The sequence below is a fragment of the Acidimicrobiia bacterium genome (assembly GCA_035651955.1).
Lineage (GTDB): Bacteria > Actinomycetota > Acidimicrobiia > IMCC26256 > JAMXLJ01 > JAMXLJ01.
Genome location: DASRES010000069.1, coordinates 52,677 through 75,440 on the forward strand (window position 1 = coordinate 52,677; position 22,764 = coordinate 75,440).

Genomic DNA, 22,764 nt, shown 5'->3' on the forward strand with positions numbered 1-22,764 from the left:
CCCGGGAGGCCCGAGCGGAGTCGACCCGACGGAACACGAACGAACGATGTGGGCGGTGCAGGGCGAGCACCCGAGCCGTGCAGCGAGGGAGTGAGCGAGAAGGCATGGTGGCGCGACGGCGTCCTGTACCAGATCTACCCGCGCTCGTTCGCGGACACGAACGGTGACGGGGTCGGCGACCTGCGCGGCATCCTCGACCACCTCGATCATCTCCAACGACTCGGCGTCGCCGGCGTCTGGCTCAACCCGGTGACCGTGTCTCCCGATGCCGACTGGGGCTACGACGTCGCGGACTACACGGCCGTGCAACCGGTCCTCGGGACGCTCGACGACCTCGACGCGCTGATCGCGGCAGCCGGCGAGCGAGGGATCCGCGTGCTGCTCGACCTCGTCCCGAACCACACGAGTGACCGCCATCCGTGGTTCGTCGAGTCGCGCTCGTCGCGCGACAACCCGAAGCGCGATTGGTACGTGTGGGCCGACCCGAAGCCCGACGGGTCGCCCCCGAACAACTGGATCAGCAGCTTCGGCGGTCCCGCGTGGACCTTCGACGACGCGACGGGCCAGTACTACCTGCACAACTTTCTCACCGAGCAGCCCGACCTCAACTGGTGGAACGAGGAGGTGCGCGACGAATTCGACCGCATCCTGCGGTTCTGGTTCGACCGTGGCGTCGCCGGGTTCCGCATCGACGTCGTGCACATGATGGTGAAGGACCGGTTGCTGCGCGACAACCCGGCCGCGACCGAGGACGACCACTGGTTCGTGCAGCTCCAGGCTCAGCGGCAGGTGTACAACGCGAACCGTCCCGAGGTGCACGACGTCCTGCGGCGGTGGCGTCGCCTCGCCGACTCGTACTCACCCGGACGGATACTCGTCGGCGAGACGCACGTCTTCGACTACGCGACGCTGGCGTCGTTCTACGGCGACGACGACGAGCTGCACCTCGCGTTCAACTTCATGATGCTGCACGCGCCGTTCGACGCCACGACGCTCTGCGACGTCGTCACGCGCACGCTCGCCGCGATCCCCGACGGGTGCTGGCCGGTCTGGACGGGCGGCAACCACGACACCTACCGGTTCCCGAGTCGTTGGGCCAACGGCAACGTGGACGCGGCGCGCTGCGCGCTGCTCATGCTCGTCACCTTGCCGGGTACGCCGTTCCTCTACTACGGCGACGAGCTCGGCATGCCGGACACCGACGTCCCCCGCGACCGATTGCTCGATCCGGTCGGCGTGCGGCTCTACCCGGTTTACGGCCGCGACCCCGAGCGCACCCCGATGCCGTGGACCGGTGGTGCAGGTGCCGGCTTCACCGACCCGGGCGTCGAGCCGTGGCTGCCGTTCGGCGACGTGGACGCGTGCAACGTCGCCGACCAGACCGACGATCCGGCGTCCACGCTCACGTTCACACGCGACCTCGTCGCGTTGCGCGCTGCCTCCGAGGACGTGCGTCGCGGTCGCTACGAGCTGCTCGACGGGCCGCCCGGCACGTGGACCTTCCGGCGCGGCTCGGGCACCGTTGTCGCGCTGAACCTCAGCGACCGCGCGGTCGAGACGAAACCGGGCCGCGGCACCGTGCGCCTCGGGACGCGCCGCGACCGCGAGGGCGAGCTCGTGGACGGTGCTCTCACGTTGCGACCGTGGGAAGCAGCCGTCGTCGAGCTCGGGTAACCGGCGCCTACGTCCGGTGCGCGCGGCCGGCGATGCCGGCGAGGCGCGCGTTCTCCTCCTGGACCGCGTGTCCGAGACGTGCCGCCGCCGGTCCGGTCTCGGGCCAGTCGTCGACGTGTTCGCGTGCCCATGCCGACCACTCGACGAGCGCGCGCGAGTACTCGAAGAGGAATCGCCCGATGAGCGACCCGATGTGCAGGCGCTCGGGGAAGGGACCGGGCCCGTCCGCGTACGACGCGGTGATCGCGCGGAAGGCGTCCTGCAGCGCCTCCCCGTGCGACGCCAGCTCGTCGAGCATCCGCTTCGCGTCGTCCGGCGCGCCGCGGTCGGCGAAGAAGAACTTCACGAGAGCCTCCGACTCGAACTGCGGTGGCGCGGACGGCGCGCGCAGCCACCGCCGCAGCGCCCGTCGGCCGCTCGGCGTCGCGGAGTACACCTGCTTCGTGCGGCGCGGCCCCGCCGCGACGTCGCGGACGCTCGCGTGGCCCAACGCGACGAGCTTCTGCGGCTCCCGGTAGATCCCGCTCTCGGCGCGCGGCCACATGAAGCGCATGCTCCGCGCCATCTGCTGCGTGAGCTCGTAGGCCGACCACGGCCGGACGCACAGCAGCCCGAGCACCGCGTACGTCGTGGTCGTCATCTCCTGCCGGGGTCTTGACATCTGCTATATCGTATAGCAGTCCGTCCGTGTGGGCGGGATATCGAGTGAACGGGACAGTGAACGGGATTGGTGAGCGGCGGGCGTCGCCGGCTCGTCGGTGACGGGACGAGGAAGGCACTGACGTATGACCGCGCCCTCGCAACCCGAGACGTCGGCCAGCGCTCGCGCGCAGCTCCGCTCCGTTTTCACCGGCGAGCTGGTGGAACCGACGGACGGCTCTTACGAAGACGTCCGCCGGAGCCTCCTGTTCAACGGGATGCACGACCGCCGTCCCGCGCTGATCGCGCGGTGCGCCGATCGTCACGACGTGCAGGCCGCCCTCGCGTATGCGCGGTCGCGACAGCTCGTCGTCGCCGTGCGCGGCGGCGGTCACTCGACACCGGGCTACTCGAGCTGTGACGGCGGGATCGTCATCGACACGAGCCCGATGAAGGCGATCGACATCGACGTCGACGGCCGGCTCGGACGCTTCGGTGCGGGTCTCACGTGGGCGGAGCTCGACGCCGCGACGCAGCAGCACGGTCTCGCGGTCACCGGCGGACGCGTGTCGCACACCGGTGTCGCCGGGTTGACGCTCGGAAGCGGTTCCGGGTGGCTGGAACGAAAGTTCGGGATGACGTGTGCCAGCCTCGTCGGCGCGGAGGTCGTCACCGCAGACGGTCGAGTCGTGCAGGCGGGCGCCGACGGCGACGCGGACCTGCTGTGGGGTCTCAAGGGTGGTGCGGGGAACTTCGGCATCGTCACGGAGTTCCGGTTCCGCCTGCACGCCGTCGGACCGCTCGTGTTCGCGGGGATGGTGCTCCATCCGCGATCGGCCGCGGGAGGGCTGATGCGCGCGTTGCGCGACTTCATGGCCGACGCGCCCGACGAGGTCGGCGCCGGGCTCGCGTTGATCACGGCGCCGCCCGCGGACTTCGTGCCGGAGGAGGCGCGCGGGAAGCCCGCGTGCGGTCTCGTCGTCGTGTACGCCGGCGAGCCCACCGAGGGGCATGAGGTCCTCCGACCCCTGGTCGAGTGGGGGCGCCCATGGCTCGACGCGGTCCAGCCCATGCCCTACGTCGCGGTGCAGCAGCTGCTCGACGGCGGCTACCCGTGGGGGATCAGGGACTACGGCAAGGTCGACTACCTGCCCACGCTCCCCGACGAGGCGATCGACGAGATGGTCGGGCAGGCGGCCCGTTCGAGGTCGCCGTTCTCCGCGGTGATCCTCTGTCCGCTGGGCGGCGCGGTCGCGCGCATGGATCGAGACGCGATGGCGCTCGAGATCCCCGATGCCAAGTGGATGTACTTCTGCGAGGCGAACGCGTGGGACGCGGCGGACCAGGCGCGCGAGATCGAATGGGCGAAGGCGTTCATGGCTGCGATGCGTCCGTGGTCGGTCGACAAAGCGTTGCCGAACTTCCTCGAGCCCGACGAGGGGACCAGTCGTCTCCGTATGTCCTTCGGAGAGGAGAAGTTCGGGCGCCTGGTCGCGCTGAAGGATCGTTACGACCCGGACAACGTGTTCGCGCTGAACACGAACATCGCTCCGTCCCGGTACGCGCGCCGCGGGTAGCTCGGCCTCAGGCCGTTTCGTGTGACGCGGTCCACGCGAGCAGGTCGTCGAGCGGCCAGGTGTTCACGATGGACTCGACGGGGACGCCGCACGCCGCCGCACGGTCGGCGCCGTAGTGCTGCCACTCGAGCTGACCGGTTGCATGCGCGTCGGTGTCGAGCGAGAACTTGCAACCGAGCTCGAGCGCGCGCTGCATGAGGCGGGTCGGAGGATCCAGCCGCTCGGGACGGCAGTTGATCTCGACCGCCTTGTCGTACCGGGCGCACGCCGCGAACACGAGGTCCTCGTCGAAGGTCGACTCGGGCCGCCCGCGTCCGACGACGATCCGCCCGGTGCAGTGCCCGAGGATGTCCGAGTGCGGGTTCGCCATCGCGAGCACCATGCGCTCCGTCATCGCGTCGCGCTCCATGCGCAGCTTCGAGTGCACGCTCGCCACGACGACGTCCAGACGCGCGAGGAGCTCCTCCTCCTGGTCGAGCGTCCCGTCCTCGTTGATGTCGACCTCGATGCCGGTCAGGACCCGAAACGGTGCGAGCTCCTCGTTGAGCGCGTCGACCACGTCGAGCTGCGCGCGCAGCCGGTCGGCAGACAGACCGCGTGCAACGTTGAGGCGCGGGGAGTGGTCGGTCAACGCGACGTACTCGTGACCGAGCGCGGACGCCGTGCGCATCATCGCGTCGATCGTCGACCCGCCGTCCGACCAGTCGGAGTGCATGTGCAGGTCGCCGCGGACCGCGGCGAGGATCGACGCTCCCGCACCCGCGTCCGGACCGGGCTCGCCCTCGAGCTTCTGCAGGTACGCGGGCACCTCGCCGCGCAGCGCCTCCTCGATGACGCGCGCCGTCTTGTCGCCGACATTCGGGAGCGACTGGAGACGGCCCTGCTCCGCGAGGTCGCGCAACGTCTGCGGGTCGACGTCGCGGATGGCGTCGGCGGCGCGCCGGAACGCCATCGGCCGATACGCCTTCTCGCGCGCGCGCTCGAGCAGGTGCGCGATGCGCTCGAGCGCCTCGACGGGCTCCACGGCACGACCGTACCCGGACGGGCGTCCTCCTCCGCGGCCGTATACTCGCCCGGATCCGGAGGGATGACTGAGCGGCCGAAAGTGCTCGCCTGCTAAGCGAGTAGGGGGTGTTGAGCCCCCTCGAGGGTTCAAATCCCTCTCCCTCCGCCAAGGAGCCTGCATGCCGAGCCCGGACCGAACCGCCGACGCGTTGCTCGCGCTCGGCGCGGCGACGTTGGGCGAGTCAGGTGCGTGCGCGATGCGCGACCGCATCCGCGCGGCATGGTCGGGCGCGCGTGTCGCGGCGCCCGCGTACCCCGTGCGGTGCAGCACCGGCGACAACCTCGCCGTGCACGTCGCCGTGACTCGCGCACCGGCGGGTTCCGTCCTCGTCGTCGACGTCGGTGAGCTGCGCGAGCTGGGCTACTGGGGCGAGGTGCTGACGACCGCGGCCGAGGCGCGCGGGCTCGCAGGCCTCGTCATCGACGGTGGCGTTCGCGACGTCGCCGCGCTCCGCGCACACGCGTTCCCGGTCTTCTCGACGACGATCGCCCTGCGCGGCGCGACCAAGTCGCGGCCCGGCACGATTGGCGCGCCGGTCCGCGTGGGCGACGCGACCGTCGAAGCAGGCGACTGGGTCGTCGGCGACGAGGACGGCGTCGTCGTTATCCCGGGACCCGCGCTCGACGACGTCCTCGCCGCGGCGCGCGCACGCGCCGAGAAGGAGGACGGCTTCTTCACGGCGCTGCGGTCCGGTGCGACGACCGTCGAGCTGCTCGGTCTCGACCCGGCACCGATCGAGGGCGCACGAGCCCGGCCGGTGGAGGGCGCGTGACGGAGGAGGAGACGACCGCGTGAAGGTCCTCATCGCGACCGACGGCTCGGAGCTCGCGGTCCACGCCGCGCGCCGCGCGGTCGAGCTCCTCGGCTCGCCCGCCGAGGTCGTCGTGCTGTCCGTGGTCGGCGACGTCCCGGGCGACGAGGCCGGCGGCTTCGAGGGCCCGGTCGAGAGCCCCGAGGAGCAGGAGCAGACGTGGCGGCAGGAGCAGTCCGACGCCGACGGCGCGGTCGCCGCGACCGTCACCGCGCTCGGCTCCTCGGGCGCGAACGTCGTCCGCCGCGTGGAGGTCGGTGACCCGGGCGGCGTGATCTGCGTGGTCGCCGAGGAGGTCGGCGCCGACGTCGTCGTCGTCGGCTCGCACGGCAGGAACGTGCTCGCGCGGGTGTTCCTCGGCTCGGTCAGCGAGCACGTCCTGCACCACGCGCCGTGCCCCGTGCTCGTCGTCCGCCGGGGCGCCGAGGGCGGCGCCGACGGGTCTGACGCGCGCTAGCGGTTGACCGCGTTCGCGGGTCGCTCGCCGGCGAGCACCGACACCACCGCAGCCGCCGCCATGCGGGCCATGCGCGTGCGCGTCGCGAAGGACGCGCTCCCGATGTGCGGGAGCAGCACGGCGCGCGGCGCGGCGAGGAGTCGCGGATGGACGGTCGGCTCGTGCTCGAACACGTCGATGCCGGCGGCGAAGATCGTCCCCCGCTCGAGCGCGTCCGCGAGGGCCTCCTCGTCGACGACCGGCCCGCGCGCGGTGTTGACGAGCACCGCGGTGTCCTTCATGCGCGCGAGCTCGCGCGCACCGATGAGGTGGCGAGTCTCCGGGGTGAGCGGCACGTGCAGGCTCACGACGTCGGACTCGGCGAGGAGCGTATCCAGCTCCGGCACGTAGCCGGGCTCGCCGACGTCGTTGCGCGCGTGGTGCAGGACCTGCATCCCGAAACCCGCGGCGCGTCGCGCGACGGCCTGCCCGATGCGCCCGTACCCGACGATCCCAAGGGTCGCGCCGTGGACGTCACGACCGAGGTACTGGTTGATGCCCCAACCCGGCCAGCGTCCGGCACGCAGGTCGGCCTCCGCCTCGGACGCGAGCCGCGACGCCGCCAGGACGAGGAGGAACGCGACGTCGGCGGTCGTCTCGTCGAGCACGCCGGGCGTGTTGCACACGATCACGCCGAGCTCGGTCGCCGTCGTGACGTCGACGTTGTCGTATCCCACGGCGACGTTCGCGACAGCGCGCAGCCGGGGTGCTCCCGCGCGCAGCACCTCGGCGTCGACCCGGTCGGTCAGCAGGCAGACGATCGCGTCGACGTCGCCCGCGAGCGCGACGAGCTCGTCGTGCGTGTACGGGACGTCGTCGTCGCGTGTGACGAGCTCGACGTCGGGACGGTCGAGCGGGTCGAGCCCGCCCGCGGGGAGTCGGCGGGTGACGAGAACGCGGGCCACGGGCGCGGGTCGCGCGGTCAGTGCGTCGTGTAGTCGACGGGACCCGAGTCGCGGACGCCGACCGCGAAGCAGAAGCAGTGGATCGGCGCGTGGTCGCTGACGGGCCGGAGACTGTGCACGGTGTCGGGCGGGATGTGGACGAGGTCGCCCTGCGCGATCTCGCGTTCCTCGTCGGCGATGGTCATGATCCCGCGCCCGGAGGTCACGTAATAGAACTCGTGGGTCGGGTGCTGGTGCGGGTCGACCATCCCGCCGCCCGCGACCTCGAACTCGCTGACGAGCTCCAGGAACCCGCCGTCGGTGACGTCCTTCATCTCGCGCGGGTTCACGAGCCACCACACGGGCACGGTCCCGTTGTGCTCCACGACCGGGGCGACGTCCTCGATCGACCGCACGTCCATCCCGACCTCCTCCTGCTCTGGCTCCCGCGCGCTCGGGCTCCCGCGCGCTCTGGCTCCCGCGCGCCGTAAGCTGACGGGCCCGTCAGCCTACGGCAGGAGACGGCGTGAGCGACGGCGAGACGATCGCACTCGATCCCGAGCGTGTCACCGTGGAGTCCTGGGCGCCCTTCGGCGAGTTGCCCGTCGACGAGACCGAGCCGGACGACCCGCTGCACCTCGAGTTCCGGCTCGCCGATCCGCACCTCAACTTCATCTTCCACTCGTTCGACGAGATCGAGCACACGCCTGCCGGCGTCGTGTGCGATCACCTGAACCGCCACGACACCGCGACCCAGGCGCTCATGCCGATGAACTGCGACGCCGTGCTCGTCGTCGCGCCCGCGTCCGTCGACTTCTCGGCGCCCGAGCACGCACGGACGATCCGGGCGTTCCACCTTCCCCGCTACGCGATCTGCAACCTCGCGATCGGCACGTGGCACTGGGGCCCGTTCCCGGTCGCACCGGGCCGCGTGCGCCTGCTCAACCTGCAGGGGAAGGGGTTCCCCGACGACAACGCGGTCGCCCACCTCACCCGTGATCTCGGCATCCGGGTGGAGGTTCGGCTCTGATCGGGCTCGGTACGCTGGAGTCGCACGGGAAGGCTGCGGTGCTCAAGCCGGAGGCGGCCGGCGACGATGCACTCGACGTCCGCTCGCAGGCGACGGGGCGGCGCGAAAGGACATGTGACGTGGCCACGACTGGCGACCGCGACGGGGACGCCTTCCCGAGCTCGGAGACGTTCGTCGACCTGACGGCCGTCCCCGCGCGCGAGGTCGCGCCCGTCCGGACGGTCTACGACGAGGTCCGCCGCCTGCTCGTCGACCGGGGCTGGGCCCGGGGCCGCGAGCACGACGACGAGGGCCGGATCGGGCTGGTCGCGGCGATCGACGAGGCCGTTCGGGACGACGCCGCCGGGCCCGGGACGGGTGCGTCGGACGGCCGGGTCATGGCTCGGGGCGCGCGGCTCGCCCGCCATCTCCGGGAGCTCGCGGGGACCAGCAACCTGTCGGCGTGGTGCGACAGCGCGGAGCGGTCCTTCGACGAGGTCCTCGCCCTTCTCGACCTCGCCGCGTTCGCGTACCCGGACGACTGACGCGCGGGGCCGCGCGGGCCGCCGCATCGCCCCCGCTCGCCGTCCGTTTTGCCGGGTTTCTGGGCGCTGGGTAGTGCTACCCCTTTGCGCGCGCGCTCGCGCGGACCGTCTCGACGGAGGGGCTCAGGAGCCCCTTATTGCCACGGAGCGCGCGCATTTTGGGTGACAAGGAGGGAACAATCAGACATGGTGTGTTGACCCTGCGTGAACTTGTCGTTTACCTTGCTCACCCACTGGGGCCGATCTTCGAACTTGGGGCGGGGTGACCCATGACGAGCAAGCCGGAACAGCGATCGGGGACGCGCAGAGCGGTCCCGGTCGAGGCAGGGGCTGCGACCGGAAGCGTGTGGACGGGGGCCGAGCGGGTCCCCGCGTTCTCGTTGTCCGTCATCGTGCCCACACGCAACGAGGCCGACAACATCGAGGCCCTCGTCGACCGGGTGGCGGCGGCCCTCGCCGGCATCCCCGCCGAGGTGATCTTCGTCGACGACAGCGACGACGACACGCCCGCCGTGGTGGAGGACGTCGTTCGCAGCCGGGAGGGCGAACGCGATCTCGTCGTGTCGCTGCTGCACCGTCCGATCGGGACGCGTGACGGCGGCCTCGGCGGCGCGGTCGTCGCGGGGCTGCGTCTCGCCCGGGCGCCGTGGGTCTGCGTGATGGACGCCGACCTCCAGCACCCGCCCGAGACGATCCGCCGGATGCTGGCGGCGGCCGACGCCGAGGACGCGACCCTCGTCGTCGCGAGCCGCTACCGCGAGGGCGGCGACGCGACCGGGCTGGCCGGGGGCACACGCACCGCGCTCTCGATCGCCGCGTCCGCGGCAGCGAAGGCCGCGTTCCCGCGCGTCCTGCGCTCCGTCACCGACCCGATGAGCGGGTTCTTCCTGTTCCGTCGGGACGCCGTCGACCCGAACGCTCTGCGTCCGCAGGGGTTCAAGATCCTGATGGAGATCGCCGTGCGCACTCCCGACCTGCGTGTCGCCGAGGTTCCGTACACGTTCGCCGAGCGTCACGCGGGTGAGAGCAAGGCGAACAGCCGCGAGGGCATGTCCTACCTTCGCCACCTCGGTCGGCTCCGCGCCGATCTGGCGAAGCAGCGGTGGGAGGACCGTCGCGAGCAGCGCGGCGCGTCGCACCGCTACGACATCCACGGCATCATCACCGTCGAGGCCGACGCGCGCCTGCCCGAGCTCGAGGCGTTCCGCGTGCGCGAGCTGAGCGGGCCGCCGACGATCCGTGTCCGCATCGGCAAGCTTCCCGAGCGCGCGCCGGCACCGACGCGGCGCGACCCGTTCCGCCGTCACCTCCGCTACGAGGAGAAGCTCGGGAACAACGGCTTCGCGGCGGACATCACGATCGGCGAGCGCGTCGAGATCCTTGCCACACCGCTGCTGCGCCGTTCGCCGCACGTGCTCTACACGAACCTGGTGGAGCCGATCCTGCGGTGGAGCTTCGTCGCACGCGGCTACGCGCTCGCGCACGGCGCGTGCGTCGTGCAGGGTGGCGACGCGTTCATGATCACGGCGCGCACCGACACCGGCAAGACGACGACGATGCTGAAGCTGCTCGACGCGAAGCCGTACGACTTCGTCGCCGACGACCTCACGATCGTCTGCCCGGACGGCAGCGTCCTCCCGTACCCGAAGCCGTTGACCATCAGCAACCACACGGTCGCGGCCGTCAGCACGCCGCTGCTCAACTGGCGCGAGCGTCTCACGCTCCCGCTCCAGAGCCGGCTGCACTCGCGCTCGGGCCGGAAGTTCGCGTTCTTCCTGACGCGTACGGGTCTGCCCGTCGCGACGGTCAACACCGTCGTCCAGCTGCTCGTCCCGCCGCCGAAGTACCCGGTGCAGCGGCTGGTGCCCGGCGTCCGGGTCGCGGAGCCCGCGAAGCTCGCGGCGCTGTTCGTGATCCAGCGCTCGAAGGACGGCTTCGAGTGGCTCGACGAGGACGACGCGCTCGAGATCCTGCTCGGCAACTGCGAGGACGCGTACGGGTTCCCGCCCTACCACTCGATCGAGGACTTCCTCCTCGCGTCGACGGGCGACAACCTGCGTGCCGTCGAGCGCCAGATCATCGCGGGCGCGCTCGAGGGTCGTCCCGCGGCCCTGCTGTCGAGCACGACGCTGGACTGGGCGACGCGCATCCCGCACCTGATCGACCAGGTGCAGGACGAGCGCTCGGTGGCGATCGACGCCGAGGAGCGCCCGGAGGCGCCGGTCCTCGCCGCCGCGAACGGCACCGACGGAACAGCGCACGCGAGCACCACGAGCGAGGGCGTCGCCACGATCGTCCCGGTCGAGGCCCAGGAGTGACAGTGTCCCGCCGCGGACGCCCGGACGCGGCGGGACGCGCGCTCCGTCGGCCCGTGCCGCGCCGCGAGGCGGCGCGCACAAGGAGGTAGCTGCGCCCGTGCCCGGCACGAGCACACTCGAGACCCCAGCGCGGACGCTCCCGGCGCCGCTCGCGCTCGTCGCGCGCCGGTGGCCGCGCCTGTGGGCGATGGTCTACCGCTTCACGCGCTTCGGTCTCGTCGGCGTCACCGGGATCTTCGTCAACGAGGCCGCCGTGTGGGCGTTCCTCGTGATGGGCCTCCCCGGGCTCGGCGCGGTCGTCGCGGCGACGCAGGTCTCGTCGCTGTGGAACTTCATCCTGATCGAGCGGTGGGCGTTCAAGCACAAGCAGCACGACGGCCGGAGCCTCGGGTACCGCGCCGCGATGTTCTTCGGGCTGAACAACCTCGTCACGCTCGTCCTGCAGGCGCCGATGATCATCGCCCTCGAGGCGGTCGGGATCGACGTGCTGTGGGGCAACCTGATCTCGTTGCTGATCCTGTCGGTCGCGCGGTTCGTGTTCTCGGACGCGGTGATCTGGGCGTCGGGCGGGTCGCGTCGCGTCGAGGCGATCGACGCGAGCGAGGACCCGGCCACCCGCGTGCTCTACGTGGCCGGTGACGTCGCGATCGAGGACCTCGCCGGCACCGTGGTCGGCGATCGCCAGATCGTCGACCTGACGGAGGAGGTGACGGTGCGCGACGCGGACGGGGGGCTCCGCGGACGTGGCAGTCACCGCAGGTTTCCCGTTCTCGGCAGCCTCCATGTCCGCTAGCCGCGTCGACACCCTCGGCATCGCGAGGCAGCGGGAGCTCGACGACCCGGTCGTCGTCGACGATCCCGTCGTCGCGACGCGTGTCGACGACGGCACCGAGCGCCCGCGCATCCCGGCCTGGGTGTGGGTCGCCGCCATCCTCGCGGTGGCGACCGTCGTGCGCGTCTGGCAGCTGAACCGGGTCGGCTTCAACAGCGACGAGACCGTCTACGCGGGGCAGGCCGCGTCGATCGCCGGCAACGTCACGCTGCAGAAGTTCTTCCCGATCTACCGCGCCCACCCGCTGCTGTTCCAGACGATCCTCTCGGTCGTCTACCGCGTCACGACGAGCGACTTCGTCGCCCGGCTGCTGTCGGTCGCGTTCGGCGTCGCGACCGTCTACGTCACGTACCTGTTGGGCCGGTTGCTCTACGGCCGGCGCGCGGGTCTGATCGCCGCCGCGCTGCTCGCCGTCATGCCGTACCACGTCGTCGTGAGCCGCCAGGTGCTGCTCGACGGCCCGATGGTCTTCTTCTCGACGCTGACGCTGTACCTGCTGGCGAAGTACGCGGTGACGCAGCGTTCGGCGTGGCTGTGCGCGACGGGCGCGGGGCTGGGCCTGACGTTCCTGTCGAAGGAGACCGGCTTCGTCTTCATTGCCGCGGTCTACGCGTTCCTCGCGCTCGCGCCGAGGCTGAAGGTACGGATCCGCGACCTCGCCGTCTCCGGTGCCGTGCTCGTGCTCGTCATGCTGCCGTACCCGGTGTCGCTGTACTTCGGGAAGTCGTCGAAGACGGGCAAGAACTTCTTCGCCTGGCAGCTGCTCCGCCGGCCGAACCACGGCGCGTTCTTCTACCTCTCGACGGTCCCGGCCGCGCTCGGCTTCATCGTGCTCGCCGCCGCGATCGCGGGCCTGCTCATCATGCGGCGCGAGCGCAGCTGGCGCGAGACGTTGCTGCTCTCGTGGATCCTCGTGCCGGTCGCGTTCTTCGCGCTCTGGCCGGTGAAGGGCTTCCAGTACCTGCTGCCGATCGCGCCGGCGGTCGCGATCCTCGCCGCGCGCGCGTTCGCGCGGCTCCCCGCCGATCCGCGCCGGCGCTTCGGCCGGACCTCGATCCCCGCGGTGGCGGTGACCGCGGTCGTCGGCATCGCGGTCGCGCTCAGCCTCGTCCTCCCGACCGTGCAGCGGATCACGCCGTCGAAGTCGGGCACCTTCCTCGCCGGGTCCGGTGGTGTGGCCGGCGGTCGCGAGGCCGGTCGGTGGGTCGGCGCGCACGTGCCCGAGAACGCCCAGCTGCTCGCGCTCGGCCCGTCGATGGCGAACATCATCGAGTTCTACGGCGACCGGAAGACCTACGGCCTGTCGGTCAGCACGAACCCGCTGCACCGCAACCCCGTCTACGAGGCGCTGTCGAACCCCGACCTCCAGATCCGCCGCGGCGACCTGCAGTACCTCGTGTGGGACTCGTACTCCGCGAACCGCTCGCCGCACTTCGCCGGCAAGCTGCTCCAGTTCGCCGAGAAGTACCACGGCCGCGTCGTGCACACCGAGAGCGTCGCCGTCACCTCGAACGGTCAGAAGACGAACAAGCGCGTCATCGTGATCTACGAGGTGCGGCCGTGACGGGCGCGCTGCGCCGTTGGGTGCTCGCGGTCGCGGGAGCGGTCGTCGTCTGCTGTCTCGCCGTCTCGCCGGTGTCCGCGTCCACGACGCACACCCGCGGCGCCGTCCCCGGCACGCCCACGGCGACGCCGATCAAGCACCTCGTCAGCGTCATGCAGGAGAACCACACGTTCGACAACTACTTCGGGACGTATCCGGGCGCGGACGGCATCCCGGCGAACGCGTGCATGCCGGTGGACCCGACCGACAAGGCGTCGAAGGACTGCGTGAAGCCCTTCCGGATCGGCAAGCGACCGATCCAGGACCTCGGCAGCAACCACGACGCGTTCCTCAGCGCGTTCGACAATGGTGCGATGAACGGGTTCGTGAAGGCGCAGAGCACGCAGGGCGTGCCGATCGACCTCGCGATGGGCCACTACGACGACCGCGACATCCCGTACTACTGGAACGTCGCCGACCAGTACGTGCTGTTCGACAAGTTCTTCACGTCGACGGGCGGCGGCAGCGTGTGGAACCACATGTTCTGGGTCGCGGGTACGCCGGGCGACACGACGCGCGAGACCGTCCCCGAGAAGGGCTACGCACCGACCATCCAGACGATCTTCGACCGCCTGGAGGCCAAGGGTGTGTCGTGGAAGTTCTACGTGCAGAACTACGACCCGAAGATCAACTACAAGGCGACGACGCAGACCGCGCACGGGGCGCAGGTGGCGCGCGTCCCGCTGCTCGCGATGGCGCGCTTCGTCGACGACCCGAAGCTCGCGAGCCACATCGTCCCGCTCGAGCAGTACTACAGCGACCTCGAGAACGGCACGTTGCCCGCCGTCTCGTACATCGTGCCCTCGGGCAACAGCGAGCACCCGCCCGGCAGCGTCCAAGCGGGGCAGGGCTTCGTGCGCACCATCGTCAACTCGCTGCAGCGCAGCACGGCATGGTCCTCGAGCGCGTTGCTGCTGACCTACGACAGCTGGGGCGGTTGGTACGACCACGTGGCGCCGCCCGCCGGGTACGGCCTCCGCACGCCGGCGCTCCTCGTGAGCGCGTACGCACGCAAGGGCGTCGTCGACCACACCCAACTCGACTTCACGTCGATCCTGCGCTTCATCGAGCGCAACTGGAACGTCGCGCCGCTCGCCCAGCGTGACGCCAAGGCGAACGACTTCAGCGCGGCGTTCGACTTCGCCGCTGCTCCTCGGGTCGCGTCGCTCGTCCCGTCGGTCCGTCATCCCGCGACGGAACCGGCTCCGACCCGGGGCGTCATCTACTTCGCGTACGGAGGCGGGCTCGCCCTCGCCGTCGCGCTCGTCGTGTTCGCGGCGGTGCGCGGTGGGCGTCGCCGCGCGGCGGAGACGCTGTCGTGACCGCGCGCCGGGTCTCGTCCCTGCTCGCAGTCGCCGCGCTCGTCGCCGTGGTGTTCGTCTCCACGGGCGCCGGTGCGGCGTCCGCGGCTTCGGGGCCGCCACCGCCCAAGCGCGCGCATCCGACGATCGGCCCCGCGCCCGGGCTGCGCAGCCTGACGATCAAGACGATCCCGCCGACGCCGGGCGCGACGTTCACGTTCGAGGGTCAGTCGTTCACGACGGCCGCCGACGGCGCGGTCACGGTCACGATCACGCAGCAGCAGCGCGACCTGCTCGCCACGAACCGCAACGACGCGCTCGTCGTGACGTCACCGACCGTGAACGTGAGCAAGGACATCCGCGCGAACTTCGCCGGCTGGTACGGCAACGGGTCGTACAAGAGCGGTGTCGAGACGCAGACCGCCACGTTCTCGTACGACTACCTGACGAGCTTCAAGTTCGTGAACACGAAGGGTGATCCGGTCCAGCCGTCGCTGCTGTCCTCGATGGAGCTGAAGAGCAGCATCGGCGCGACGATCGACCTGAGGTCCACCGATCCCGTCTGGCTCCAGGGCCGGCTCGTCACGCCCGGCGCGGGCGGCGTCGACGTCCGCGACGTCTCGTACCGCATCAACGAGGTGATCGTCGCCGGGTCGAACGTCGTGAACGCGGCGCAGCAGCAGTTCTTCCCGACGCAGCGCACGACCGCCACCGTGCGGTTGCTGTTCTTCTCCGTGCGCTTCGTCGCGACGGACGCGATGCTCGGCGGCGGCGTCGGGAAGTCGATCGAGCTGCAGTACCCCGACGGGAAGGTGCGCACGATCGCGCTCGGCCCGACGCACTCGGTCACCGTCGACGACCTGCCGCGCGGCGACTACCACGTCACGGTCGTCGGTGGCGGTCTGCGGATGGCGCGCCCGATCAGCGTCTCGCGCAACCAGGAAGCCGACCTCGACGTGATCACGTACCTCGACGTCGGCCTCGTCGCGCTGGCGATCCTCATCGTCGCCGCGGTCGTGCTGTGGTTCGGTCTGTCGATGCGCCGCCGGCATCACGGCACGGGCCGGCGCGCCGCGCGTCGTCGCCATCCCGCCGTGACCACCGCGGCCGATGCGCCCAGCCCGTCTGTCCGCGAGTCGCGCGACGTCCGCGCCGCGTCGCCGGTTCCGACGAGCAGCAACGGCAACCGCCCGGTGCGCGTCGACGACCGCGCGCACGGCAACGATCTCGAGTTCCTGCACGCGTCCGCAGACCGTGAGCCTGCCGAGCGGGCCAGCACGGAGGCGGTCGCGGAGGCGTTCGCCGACGCCGACGAGCACGTGTCTGCCGCGAAGGCGGCCGGCGAGCACGTGCCCCACGATCCGGACGAGGTCTCGGCCAACGAGCACTTCCTGGTCGACGGTCCGGGTCGGCGGCAGCACTGATGGCCCGGCCGCGCCGACGGTGGTCCCGCGCCGTGAGCGTCGTCGTCGCAGTCGTTGCCGCGCTCGGCGTGGTCGCGGCGCCGGCCGCGGGCGCCGCGAGCTCGACCGGTCGCGCCGCCGCGTCCGCACCGGCTCCGGCGGCCGCGCAGGGACCCGACGCGAGCACGTTGCGCGAAGGTGCCGTGCCGGTTCTCGCGTACTACTACATCTGGTACGACCCGACGACGTGGGACACGAAGAAGTCCGACCTGCCGAAGCTGGGGAAGTACTCGAGTGACGACACGCGCGTCATGCGCCAGCAGGTCGAGTGGGCGAAGCAAGCGGGGATCGACGGCTTCATCGTGAGCTGGAAGGAGACCCCGCAGCTCGACCGCCGGCTCGAGAAGCTCGTCGAGGTCGCGCGTGCCGAGGACTTCAAGCTCGCGATCATCTACCAGGGTCTCGACTACAGCCGGAACCCGTTGCCGGGCGGCGCGCCGCGCGTCGCGCAGGACCTCGACTGGTTCACCCTGCACTACGGCAACGACCCGGTCTTCCACATCTTCTCGAAGCCGCTCGTCATCTGGTCGGGGACGTGGGAGTTCAGCCCGACCGACATCGCGCTCGTGACCGCACCCCGCCGCAGCAACCTCTTGATCCTCGCGTCGGAGCGCAACGTCGACGGCTACTCGCGCCTCGCGGACTCCGTCGACGGCAACGCGTACTACTGGTCGTCGGTGAACCCGCGCACGTACAAGGGCTACGTCAGCAAGCTCGTCGAGATGGGACGCGCGGCACAGGCCCACGGCGGCCTCTGGATCGCGCCCGCCGCGCCCGGGTTCGACGCCCGCAAGATCGGCGGGTCGACCGTCGTGCCGCGCGACGAGGGCAAGACGCTCGACGAGGAGATCACCGCCGCGTTCGCGTCCAAGCCCGACGCGCTCGGGCTCATCAGCTGGAACGAGTTCAGCGAGAGCTCGTACATCGAGCCCAGTCAGAACTACGGCTTCACGTACCTCAACGCGGTCGGCGAACGCCTCGGGGACGGTCCGCCCGTCGTCGACCCGAGCGCGCTCGCGGGCTCGCACACGAAGAGCGACACCACGGACTCGAGCTCGCCGGGGAAGGGCTTCCCCTTGGGCGTCGTCGTGCTGCCCGCGTTCGTGCTGTTCTTCGTCGTGACGCTCGTGGTCGCGGCGCGGCGAGGCCGGCCGCGGGGCGGCCACGACGGCGGCTCGGGTGGCGACCAGGGCGGCGGTGAGGGCGGCGGCGGCTCGCCGCACGGTGGTCACCGGCCACCGCCGCCGGAGGGCAGCCGTCGCGCGCGCCGCGAAGCCCGCCGGCGGTTCCCGGCCGGCATCACCGGCTTCCGGATCGGGACCCGTCCCGCCCCGCCCCGTCCGCCTGCCGGACCCACCGACCCGCGGCGCGAACCCGTGCCGGCGGGTGCACCGACGGCGCCGCGGTCCTCCGAGGACGAGCCGGCGCCCGCGAGCGTCGCGCGGCAGCCGTGACGCGCCCGGACCCGCAAGGGTCCGCTGTCGTCTCGCGGCGGCGCTTCCTCGTCGCGTCGGCCGGTGTCGCGGGCGGCGTCGCGCTGGCCGGCTGCAGTGGCGGCTCGAGCTCGAGCCCGGCGAAACCGGTGCTCGACCCCGTGACGTCGCCGGTCGCCGCCAGCGCGGACGCGCGTGTCCGGCTGTCGTGGCGTTCCGCGGCACGGGCCCGGACCTACGACGTCGAGGTGAACGGCACGGTCGTCGCGTCGGGTCTGACGCAGTCGTCGTACGTGCTGGCTCCCGGTGACGGCGCGACGGGTCTCGCCGAGGGCCCGAACCGGTGGCGCGTGCGCGCCGTCAACGGGTCGTCGACGCGCTGGAGCGACCCGGGCACGTTCGCGGTCGTGCCGGTCGGTGTCGTGCAGGTGCGCAGGTTCGACCACGAGGACGACGGCGACATCGACCTGACGACGCGGTCCGCCACCGGGACGACCCTCGCGGTCGCATCCACCGCGGCCTTCGGTCCCGGCAAGGGGCTGGTGATGCGGGCAACCGACCCTGCCGATGCGGTCGCGTCGAAGAACCACCTGCAGCAGCCGATCTCGCAGTGCTGGGTCCGGCTCGCCGTCCGTCCGCAACAGTGGCAGCGCGACGGCGCCGTGGTGCATCTCATGCGGATTCGCTCGCAGGAGCAGACGGGCGCGACCGAGACGCTCCTGTGGACGACGGGACGCGGCCTGTCCGTCAGCAGTGCGCCGCGCGCCGTCGTCCCGATGCAGCGCAGCGCGTGGACCCAGGTACAGGTCGGCGTGGACGCCGACGGCGGCGTCGAGCTGTGGAGCTACGACGGACGCACCGAGAAGCTCGTCGCGCGGGCGCGCAACGACACGTTGACCGGCGCGATCAAGGACGCGATCGCGCTCGGGAACGACCGCGGCAGCCCGGGGACGACGTTCGAGGTGCACCTCGACGGGTTCGCGGTCGGCGAGCAGCGTCTCGCGTGGGCGAACCCGCTGCTCCCGGCGACGCTGCAGCGTCCGAAGCGCCTCGACCCGCGTGCGCTCCCCACCCCGTTCACGTTCTGCTTCGGGTCGTGCAACAACGCCAAGTCCGCGCCGTTCCGCAACACCGCCCTCGGCGCAGCCGCGGCGACGGATCCCGACTTCCTGATCCACCTCGGCGACTACGGCTATCCAGACAGCAACGCGTACCGGCAGAGCGTCAACGGCTACCACGCGCTCTGGAGCGACCTGCTCGTCGAGGACCAGCTCGCGCGCCTGGCGACGAAGCCGTGGATCTACATCGCGTCGGACCACGACATGGGCCGCAACGACTGCGACAGCACAACCTGTCTCCCCGCCGCGAGCACCGCCTTCGCCGAGTGGCAGAACAACGACCCGGCGGCCGACGGCGTGGGCCGGTACGGCAGCGTCACGCTCGACAACGGGCGCGTCCTGCTGATCTGGACGGAGGGCATCGCCTTCCGGTCACCGCTCGCGATGCCCGACGGCCCGGGGAAGACGGTGCTGGGCCCGAAGCAGAAGGCGTGGCTGCTCGACCTGTTGCGGACCACCACCGCGCGTCTGGTGATCATCGCATCGCAGACGTCGATCGGCTTCGTCACGGGCAGCGACTGGTCGCCTTACCAGACAGAGCGCGCCGAGGTGATCCGCGCGTGCCAGGCGTCGCCGGCCGCCGCCGTGCGGTTCGTCAGCGGCGACTACCACCATGCGGCCTGGTCCCGCTTCGGCCCGAAGGTGGCCGAGTGGCTCGCGGCACCGATGGCCGAGTTCCCGGAGCCCGCGTACGTGCCGGACACGCTCGTCGACGCGTCGGCCACGGCCGCCATCGGTCCGGGGTTCGACTCACGCCCACACGCGCTCGCGGGCGAGACCTGGGCGCAGTTCGACGCGGCGTCGTCGTTCGGCCACGTCGAGATCGACGGGAACGCCGGGACCGCGACGTTCGAGGTGCGTGACAGCACCGGGAACGTGCGCGTCGACGACCACGGCTTCCGGTTCCACGAGGTCGTGCAGTACGCGTAAAGGTCGGTTACGGACCGACCCGCTGGGTGCCGAAGGCGGCGTCGTCGAACACCACGTTGTAGGTGCGGCCGCTCTGGACCTCTCCGATCTGCATCTTGCCGACCGCGGTCGTGCCGAGGTTCGCGGAGGTCGTCGACAGCGCGTCGACCCGCACGCCGTCGAGCCACACCTCGATCGTGCTCGAGGTCCCGTTGACGATCGTGTGCAGCTCGACCTCGTGCCAGCCGCTGCCCGGCAGGATCGCCGCGCTGCTCGTGGTCGTCGTGCCCGCGACGTCGTTGCGGACCCCCAGCTGGCCGGACGCGGTCACGAACACGTAGGCCAGCGAGGCGTCGGCGGCGGTCCGGTGGCGCAGGAGGTTCACCTGGCTGGACGCGCTCTGCAGGTTCACGAACACGCGTGAGTACGCGTCCGTGTACGTCGACGGGAGCGTCTTCTTCGCGTAGGTCGCGCCGGTCGTGGTGTTCGCCTGCGCGGCGAACGACCCGGTGTGCGTGATCGCGCTCTCGACGGTCAACCCGGACCACGACGTCCAGGCGCTCAGCGTCCCCGACTCGAAGCCGTCACTGAAGATCGCGGCGGTCGGCGGAGGCGTCGTCACCATGAGCGGCGCGCTCGGCGCAGACGCGTTCCCGGCGCCGTCGTGCGCGACGACCTGGTACTGGTAGGTCGTGTTCGGCACCACGGTCGTGTCGAGCGCGCTCGTGGTCGAGCCGGGAACCGTCGTCACGATCGCGCCGTTGCGGAGCACGTCGTACGACGCGATCCCCGACGGATCGGTTGCCGCGCTCCACGACAACGTCACGCTCGACCCCGCGTTCGCGCTCAACCCGGTCGGCGCGGCAGGCGCGGTCGTGTCGACCGTCCACGACGCGATCGCAGGGCTCGGGTCCGTCAGACCGGCGACGGTGGCGGCGACGCTCACGGTGTGCGCGCCGTCGGTGAGCCCGTTCAGCGTGAGCGGGCTCGTGCACGGCGACACCGTCCCGCCGTCGACCGAGCACGCGAACGTCGCGCCCGGCAGCGTCGAGTGGAAGGCGACCGACGCGGACGTCGCGTTCGTCGCGCCCGTCGGTGCGCTGTCGATGACAGTGTCCGGCGGTACCGCACCCGAGAAGTCGTAGGTCTGGACGTCGAACGTGCGGCCGAGCTCGTCGGTCGGCGCGACCGTGACCTGCGAGCCGTTCACGGTGACCTTCAGGAAGTGGAACACCCGTGCGGCAGCGTCAGGGACCGGCGCGGCGCCGCACTTCGAGCCCTTGGACTTCGTCGGCGACCACCCGATCGCGTACGCGTCCCACGAGCTGCAGCCGACCTCTCCGATCGGCTCGAGCGTCCCGCCTCCGCCGCCGGTGACGTAGCTGGGGATCGTCCCCGGCCCGTTCGCGGTGTTGCGCTCGTACACGTGTGCGTGGCCGTTGAACGCGAGGTTGACGCCGTTCGACGCGAGGAGGCCCTCGAGGCTGCTCGGCCCGCGCAGGTACGTGTCGGAGCTCTGCGACTTCTGGTCGGAGTACATCGGATAGTGGAAGAACGCGAACTTCAGGCCGCCGGGATGGGCCGCGAGATCGGCCTGCAGCCACTGGTACTCGGGGCTGCTCGGCGTCCAGTGCGCGGCGTAGTCGTCGGAGTAGACGGTGCCCGTGCCGACGTTGCCGTCGGCCCACGTGGCCTGCAGCACGTAGAACCGCGCGTTGCCGGCGTCGAAGGCGTACCACGCGCTCGAGTAGTACGCCGCGTTCGTGCCGTTGACGCAGCAGTACAGCTGCTTCACGTACGAGCCGTGCGACGCCGCCGCGACACGGTCCTGGGGCCAGTTGAGGAGCTCGGTGTGCGGACTCGTCGCGCTCGCGGTGAAGCCGTGGTTGCCGCTTGCCGGGAAGACCGGGATCGAACGGCCCGGCACGGCCCAGAACGACGGGCCGAAGATCGCGCTCACGTTGGCCGCGTGCTGCTGGAGGTCGCCGTAGTTCGTCTGGCTGCCCGACGGGTACCCGTTGTCGCCGACCGTCACCGTGAACGCCACCCCGCTGCTCGCGAGCCGCGAGAGGACGTTCGCCTGGTCGGCGTTGTTGCCGTTGGCGTCGGTCTGGCCCCAGTCGCCGAGGACGGCGAACGAGAACGGCTGCGTCGACCCCGCGGGCACCTGGGTCGTGAAGCGGGGTGACGGATCCGAGCCGAGCAGGTCGGTCGTGCCGAGGAACACGCGGTAGCAGTACGTCCCCGCGGCGGGCAGCGTCAGCATCGCCTTCCACTGGTACTCGGCGACGTTGTTGACCGTGATGCCGGTCTTCGTCCCGGCGACGGTGTTCGACGGCGTGCAGCCGCCGGACCCGTCGACGGCGCCCCAGGCGACCGACCCGGTCGTCGCCGACCGGTCGGTGCCCCAGTTGACGGTCATCGCGGTCCCGACCGCATCCGTCAGGTACGGGTAGCGACGGAGCTGCGTTGCGGTGGCGGCACCGGCGGGCGGTGCTGCGACCACCGCGAGTGTCGAGAGAACGAGTGCGACCGGGGCGATCGCCCCGAGCAGACGACGGCGACGCATGACGGGTGCTCCCTGCCCCAAGAGAGCCGGCGACCGCCACCGACCCTGCCCTCACCCCGAAGCCACGCAGTGTACGGCCGCCCGCGCTCCGCGTCCACGCACCCTGGTGCGTGTACCGAGCGTGGCGGCCGGGAAGACACTCGGCATGGCGGAGAGGGACCGGACGCTGAGCTTCCTGCCCGCGCCGGCCCCGCTCGTCACGCGTGATCGCGGCCGCGATGCGGCCGCCCGCCTCACGCTCCGGGCCCTGCGCGCGGCCCTCGATCCCGACGTCGACGTCCGGGCGGCCGCGGTCGTGCTCGCCCGCCTCGCGGGCACCGATCGCGTCGCCGTGCTGCGCGCGATGCGCCGCATCGACGGCGGCGACGGCGCGGTGGACGCCCGTGCGCGCGACCTTCTGGAGCGCGCGCTCCGACGCCTCGACGAGCAGGCCGCTCTCGCCGGTCGCCGTCCCGCGTAGCCGCTCGCGACACGCGTCACGCCGCGCACGCGAAGCTGACGCGCGGTCGGGCCGATC

The 22,764-nt window shown here is 71.4% G+C and carries 19 protein-coding genes and 1 tRNA gene; 15 read left to right on the top strand and 5 right to left on the bottom strand.

Annotated features, from left to right (window positions below):
• Window positions 1-90 precede the first annotated feature (90 nt).
• Window positions 91-1,674, top strand: a complete 1,584-nt coding sequence (locus tag VFC33_14580) for an alpha-amylase family glycosyl hydrolase (protein HZR14463.1) — start codon at window positions 91-93, stop codon at window positions 1,672-1,674.
• 7 nt (window positions 1,675-1,681) lie between these two features.
• Here VFC33_14580 and VFC33_14585 read toward each other — a convergent pair whose 3' ends face one another.
• On the bottom strand, window positions 1,682-2,335 hold the full coding sequence (locus tag VFC33_14585) for a PadR family transcriptional regulator (protein HZR14464.1): 654 nt from the start codon (window positions 2,333-2,335) through the stop codon (window positions 1,682-1,684).
• 199 nt (window positions 2,336-2,534) lie between these two features.
• On the opposite strand from VFC33_14585, the gene VFC33_14590 reads away from it, so the two are divergent.
• Window positions 2,535-3,890, top strand: a complete 1,356-nt coding sequence (locus VFC33_14590; protein HZR14465.1) for an FAD-binding oxidoreductase — start codon at window positions 2,535-2,537, stop codon at window positions 3,888-3,890.
• A 7-nt stretch (window positions 3,891-3,897) separates the two neighbouring features.
• Here the strand turns inward: VFC33_14590 and VFC33_14595 are convergent, their stop codons facing one another.
• Window positions 3,898-4,914 carry a PHP domain-containing protein gene (locus tag VFC33_14595; GenBank protein HZR14466.1) on the bottom strand — a complete coding sequence of 339 codons (1,017 nt, stop codon included), beginning with the start codon at window positions 4,912-4,914 and terminating at the stop codon, window positions 3,898-3,900.
• Window positions 4,915-4,971: 57 nt separating this feature from the next.
• Here VFC33_14595 and VFC33_14600 point away from each other — a divergent pair.
• From VFC33_14600 to VFC33_14610, 3 genes are all read left to right on the top strand, one after another.
• A tRNA-Ser gene (locus VFC33_14600) sits at window positions 4,972-5,064 on the top strand.
• Window positions 5,065-5,074: 10 nt separating this feature from the next.
• Window positions 5,075-5,728: an RraA family protein gene (locus VFC33_14605; GenBank protein HZR14467.1), complete on the top strand. Its 654-nt coding sequence runs from the start codon at window positions 5,075-5,077 to the stop codon at window positions 5,726-5,728.
• 19 nt (window positions 5,729-5,747) lie between these two features.
• Complete coding sequence (locus VFC33_14610) at window positions 5,748-6,224, top strand: universal stress protein (GenBank protein HZR14468.1); 477 nt, start codon at window positions 5,748-5,750, stop codon at window positions 6,222-6,224.
• On the opposite strand, the gene VFC33_14615 is transcribed toward VFC33_14610, so the two are convergent.
• On the bottom strand, window positions 6,221-7,168 hold the full coding sequence (locus VFC33_14615) for a D-glycerate dehydrogenase (GenBank protein ID HZR14469.1): 948 nt from the start codon (window positions 7,166-7,168) through the stop codon (window positions 6,221-6,223). The two genes, VFC33_14610 and VFC33_14615, sit on opposite strands and share 4 nt — an antisense overlap.
• A 17-nt stretch (window positions 7,169-7,185) precedes the next feature.
• Window positions 7,186-7,569 (bottom strand): cupin domain-containing protein, encoded by a 384-nt coding sequence (locus VFC33_14620; protein HZR14470.1) that lies wholly within the window; start codon window positions 7,567-7,569, stop codon window positions 7,186-7,188.
• A gap of 104 nt (window positions 7,570-7,673) precedes the next feature.
• On the opposite strand from VFC33_14620, the gene VFC33_14625 reads away from it, so the two are divergent.
• The 9 genes from VFC33_14625 (at window position 7,674) to VFC33_14665 (ending at window position 19,699) form a co-directional block, all read left to right on the top strand.
• The gene (locus VFC33_14625; protein ID HZR14471.1) at window positions 7,674-8,177 is read left to right on the top strand and encodes an ureidoglycolate lyase; all 504 of its coding nucleotides are present in this window, start codon (window positions 7,674-7,676) and stop codon (window positions 8,175-8,177) included.
• A gap of 119 nt (window positions 8,178-8,296) precedes the next feature.
• Window positions 8,297-8,701: a hypothetical protein gene (locus tag VFC33_14630; GenBank protein HZR14472.1), complete on the top strand. Its 405-nt coding sequence runs from the start codon at window positions 8,297-8,299 to the stop codon at window positions 8,699-8,701.
• Between the two features lie 344 nt (window positions 8,702-9,045).
• On the top strand, window positions 9,046-11,019 hold the full coding sequence (locus tag VFC33_14635; GenBank protein HZR14473.1) for a glycosyltransferase: 1,974 nt from the start codon (window positions 9,046-9,048) through the stop codon (window positions 11,017-11,019).
• A gap of 97 nt (window positions 11,020-11,116) precedes the next feature.
• On the top strand, window positions 11,117-11,812 hold the full coding sequence (locus VFC33_14640) for a GtrA family protein (protein ID HZR14474.1): 696 nt from the start codon (window positions 11,117-11,119) through the stop codon (window positions 11,810-11,812).
• Window positions 11,802-13,415 carry a glycosyltransferase family 39 protein gene (locus VFC33_14645; protein ID HZR14475.1) on the top strand — a complete coding sequence of 538 codons (1,614 nt, stop codon included), beginning with the start codon at window positions 11,802-11,804 and terminating at the stop codon, window positions 13,413-13,415. Before VFC33_14640 ends, VFC33_14645 begins: the two co-directional genes overlap by 11 nt.
• Window positions 13,412-14,776 carry an alkaline phosphatase family protein gene (locus VFC33_14650; protein HZR14476.1) on the top strand — a complete coding sequence of 455 codons (1,365 nt, stop codon included), beginning with the start codon at window positions 13,412-13,414 and terminating at the stop codon, window positions 14,774-14,776. The genes VFC33_14645 and VFC33_14650 overlap by 4 nt, the downstream gene beginning before the upstream one ends.
• Window positions 14,773-16,179 carry a hypothetical protein gene (locus VFC33_14655; GenBank protein HZR14477.1) on the top strand — a complete coding sequence of 469 codons (1,407 nt, stop codon included), beginning with the start codon at window positions 14,773-14,775 and terminating at the stop codon, window positions 16,177-16,179. Before VFC33_14650 ends, VFC33_14655 begins: the two co-directional genes overlap by 4 nt.
• A gap of 32 nt (window positions 16,180-16,211) precedes the next feature.
• The gene (locus VFC33_14660) at window positions 16,212-17,672 is read left to right on the top strand and encodes an endo-1,3-alpha-glucanase family glycosylhydrolase (protein HZR14478.1); all 1,461 of its coding nucleotides are present in this window, start codon (window positions 16,212-16,214) and stop codon (window positions 17,670-17,672) included.
• Window positions 17,669-19,699, top strand: a complete 2,031-nt coding sequence (locus VFC33_14665) for an alkaline phosphatase D family protein (GenBank protein ID HZR14479.1) — start codon at window positions 17,669-17,671, stop codon at window positions 19,697-19,699. The genes VFC33_14660 and VFC33_14665 overlap by 4 nt, the downstream gene beginning before the upstream one ends.
• 7 nt (window positions 19,700-19,706) lie before the next feature.
• On the opposite strand, the gene VFC33_14670 is transcribed toward VFC33_14665, so the two are convergent.
• Window positions 19,707-22,247 (bottom strand): metallophosphoesterase, encoded by a 2,541-nt coding sequence (locus VFC33_14670; GenBank protein ID HZR14480.1) that lies wholly within the window; start codon window positions 22,245-22,247, stop codon window positions 19,707-19,709.
• A gap of 145 nt (window positions 22,248-22,392) precedes the next feature.
• On the opposite strand from VFC33_14670, the gene VFC33_14675 reads away from it, so the two are divergent.
• Window positions 22,393-22,707, top strand: a complete 315-nt coding sequence (locus tag VFC33_14675) for a hypothetical protein (protein HZR14481.1) — start codon at window positions 22,393-22,395, stop codon at window positions 22,705-22,707.
• The last annotated feature ends 57 nt before the right edge of the window (window positions 22,708-22,764 follow it).

Coding starts and splice junctions, on each gene's coding strand:
- VFC33_14585 (HZR14464.1), bottom strand. CDS start 2,335: ATGTCAAGACCCCGGCAGGAGATGACGACCACGACGTACGCGGTGCTC.
- VFC33_14605 (HZR14467.1), top strand. CDS start 5,075: ATGCCGAGCCCGGACCGAACCGCCGACGCGTTGCTCGCGCTCGGCGCG.
- VFC33_14620 (HZR14470.1), bottom strand. CDS start 7,569: ATGGACGTGCGGTCGATCGAGGACGTCGCCCCGGTCGTGGAGCACAAC.
- VFC33_14645 (HZR14475.1), top strand. CDS start 11,802: ATGTCCGCTAGCCGCGTCGACACCCTCGGCATCGCGAGGCAGCGGGAG.
- VFC33_14670 (HZR14480.1), bottom strand. CDS start 22,247: ATGCGTCGCCGTCGTCTGCTCGGGGCGATCGCCCCGGTCGCACTCGTT.
- VFC33_14675 (HZR14481.1), top strand. CDS start 22,393: ATGGCGGAGAGGGACCGGACGCTGAGCTTCCTGCCCGCGCCGGCCCCG.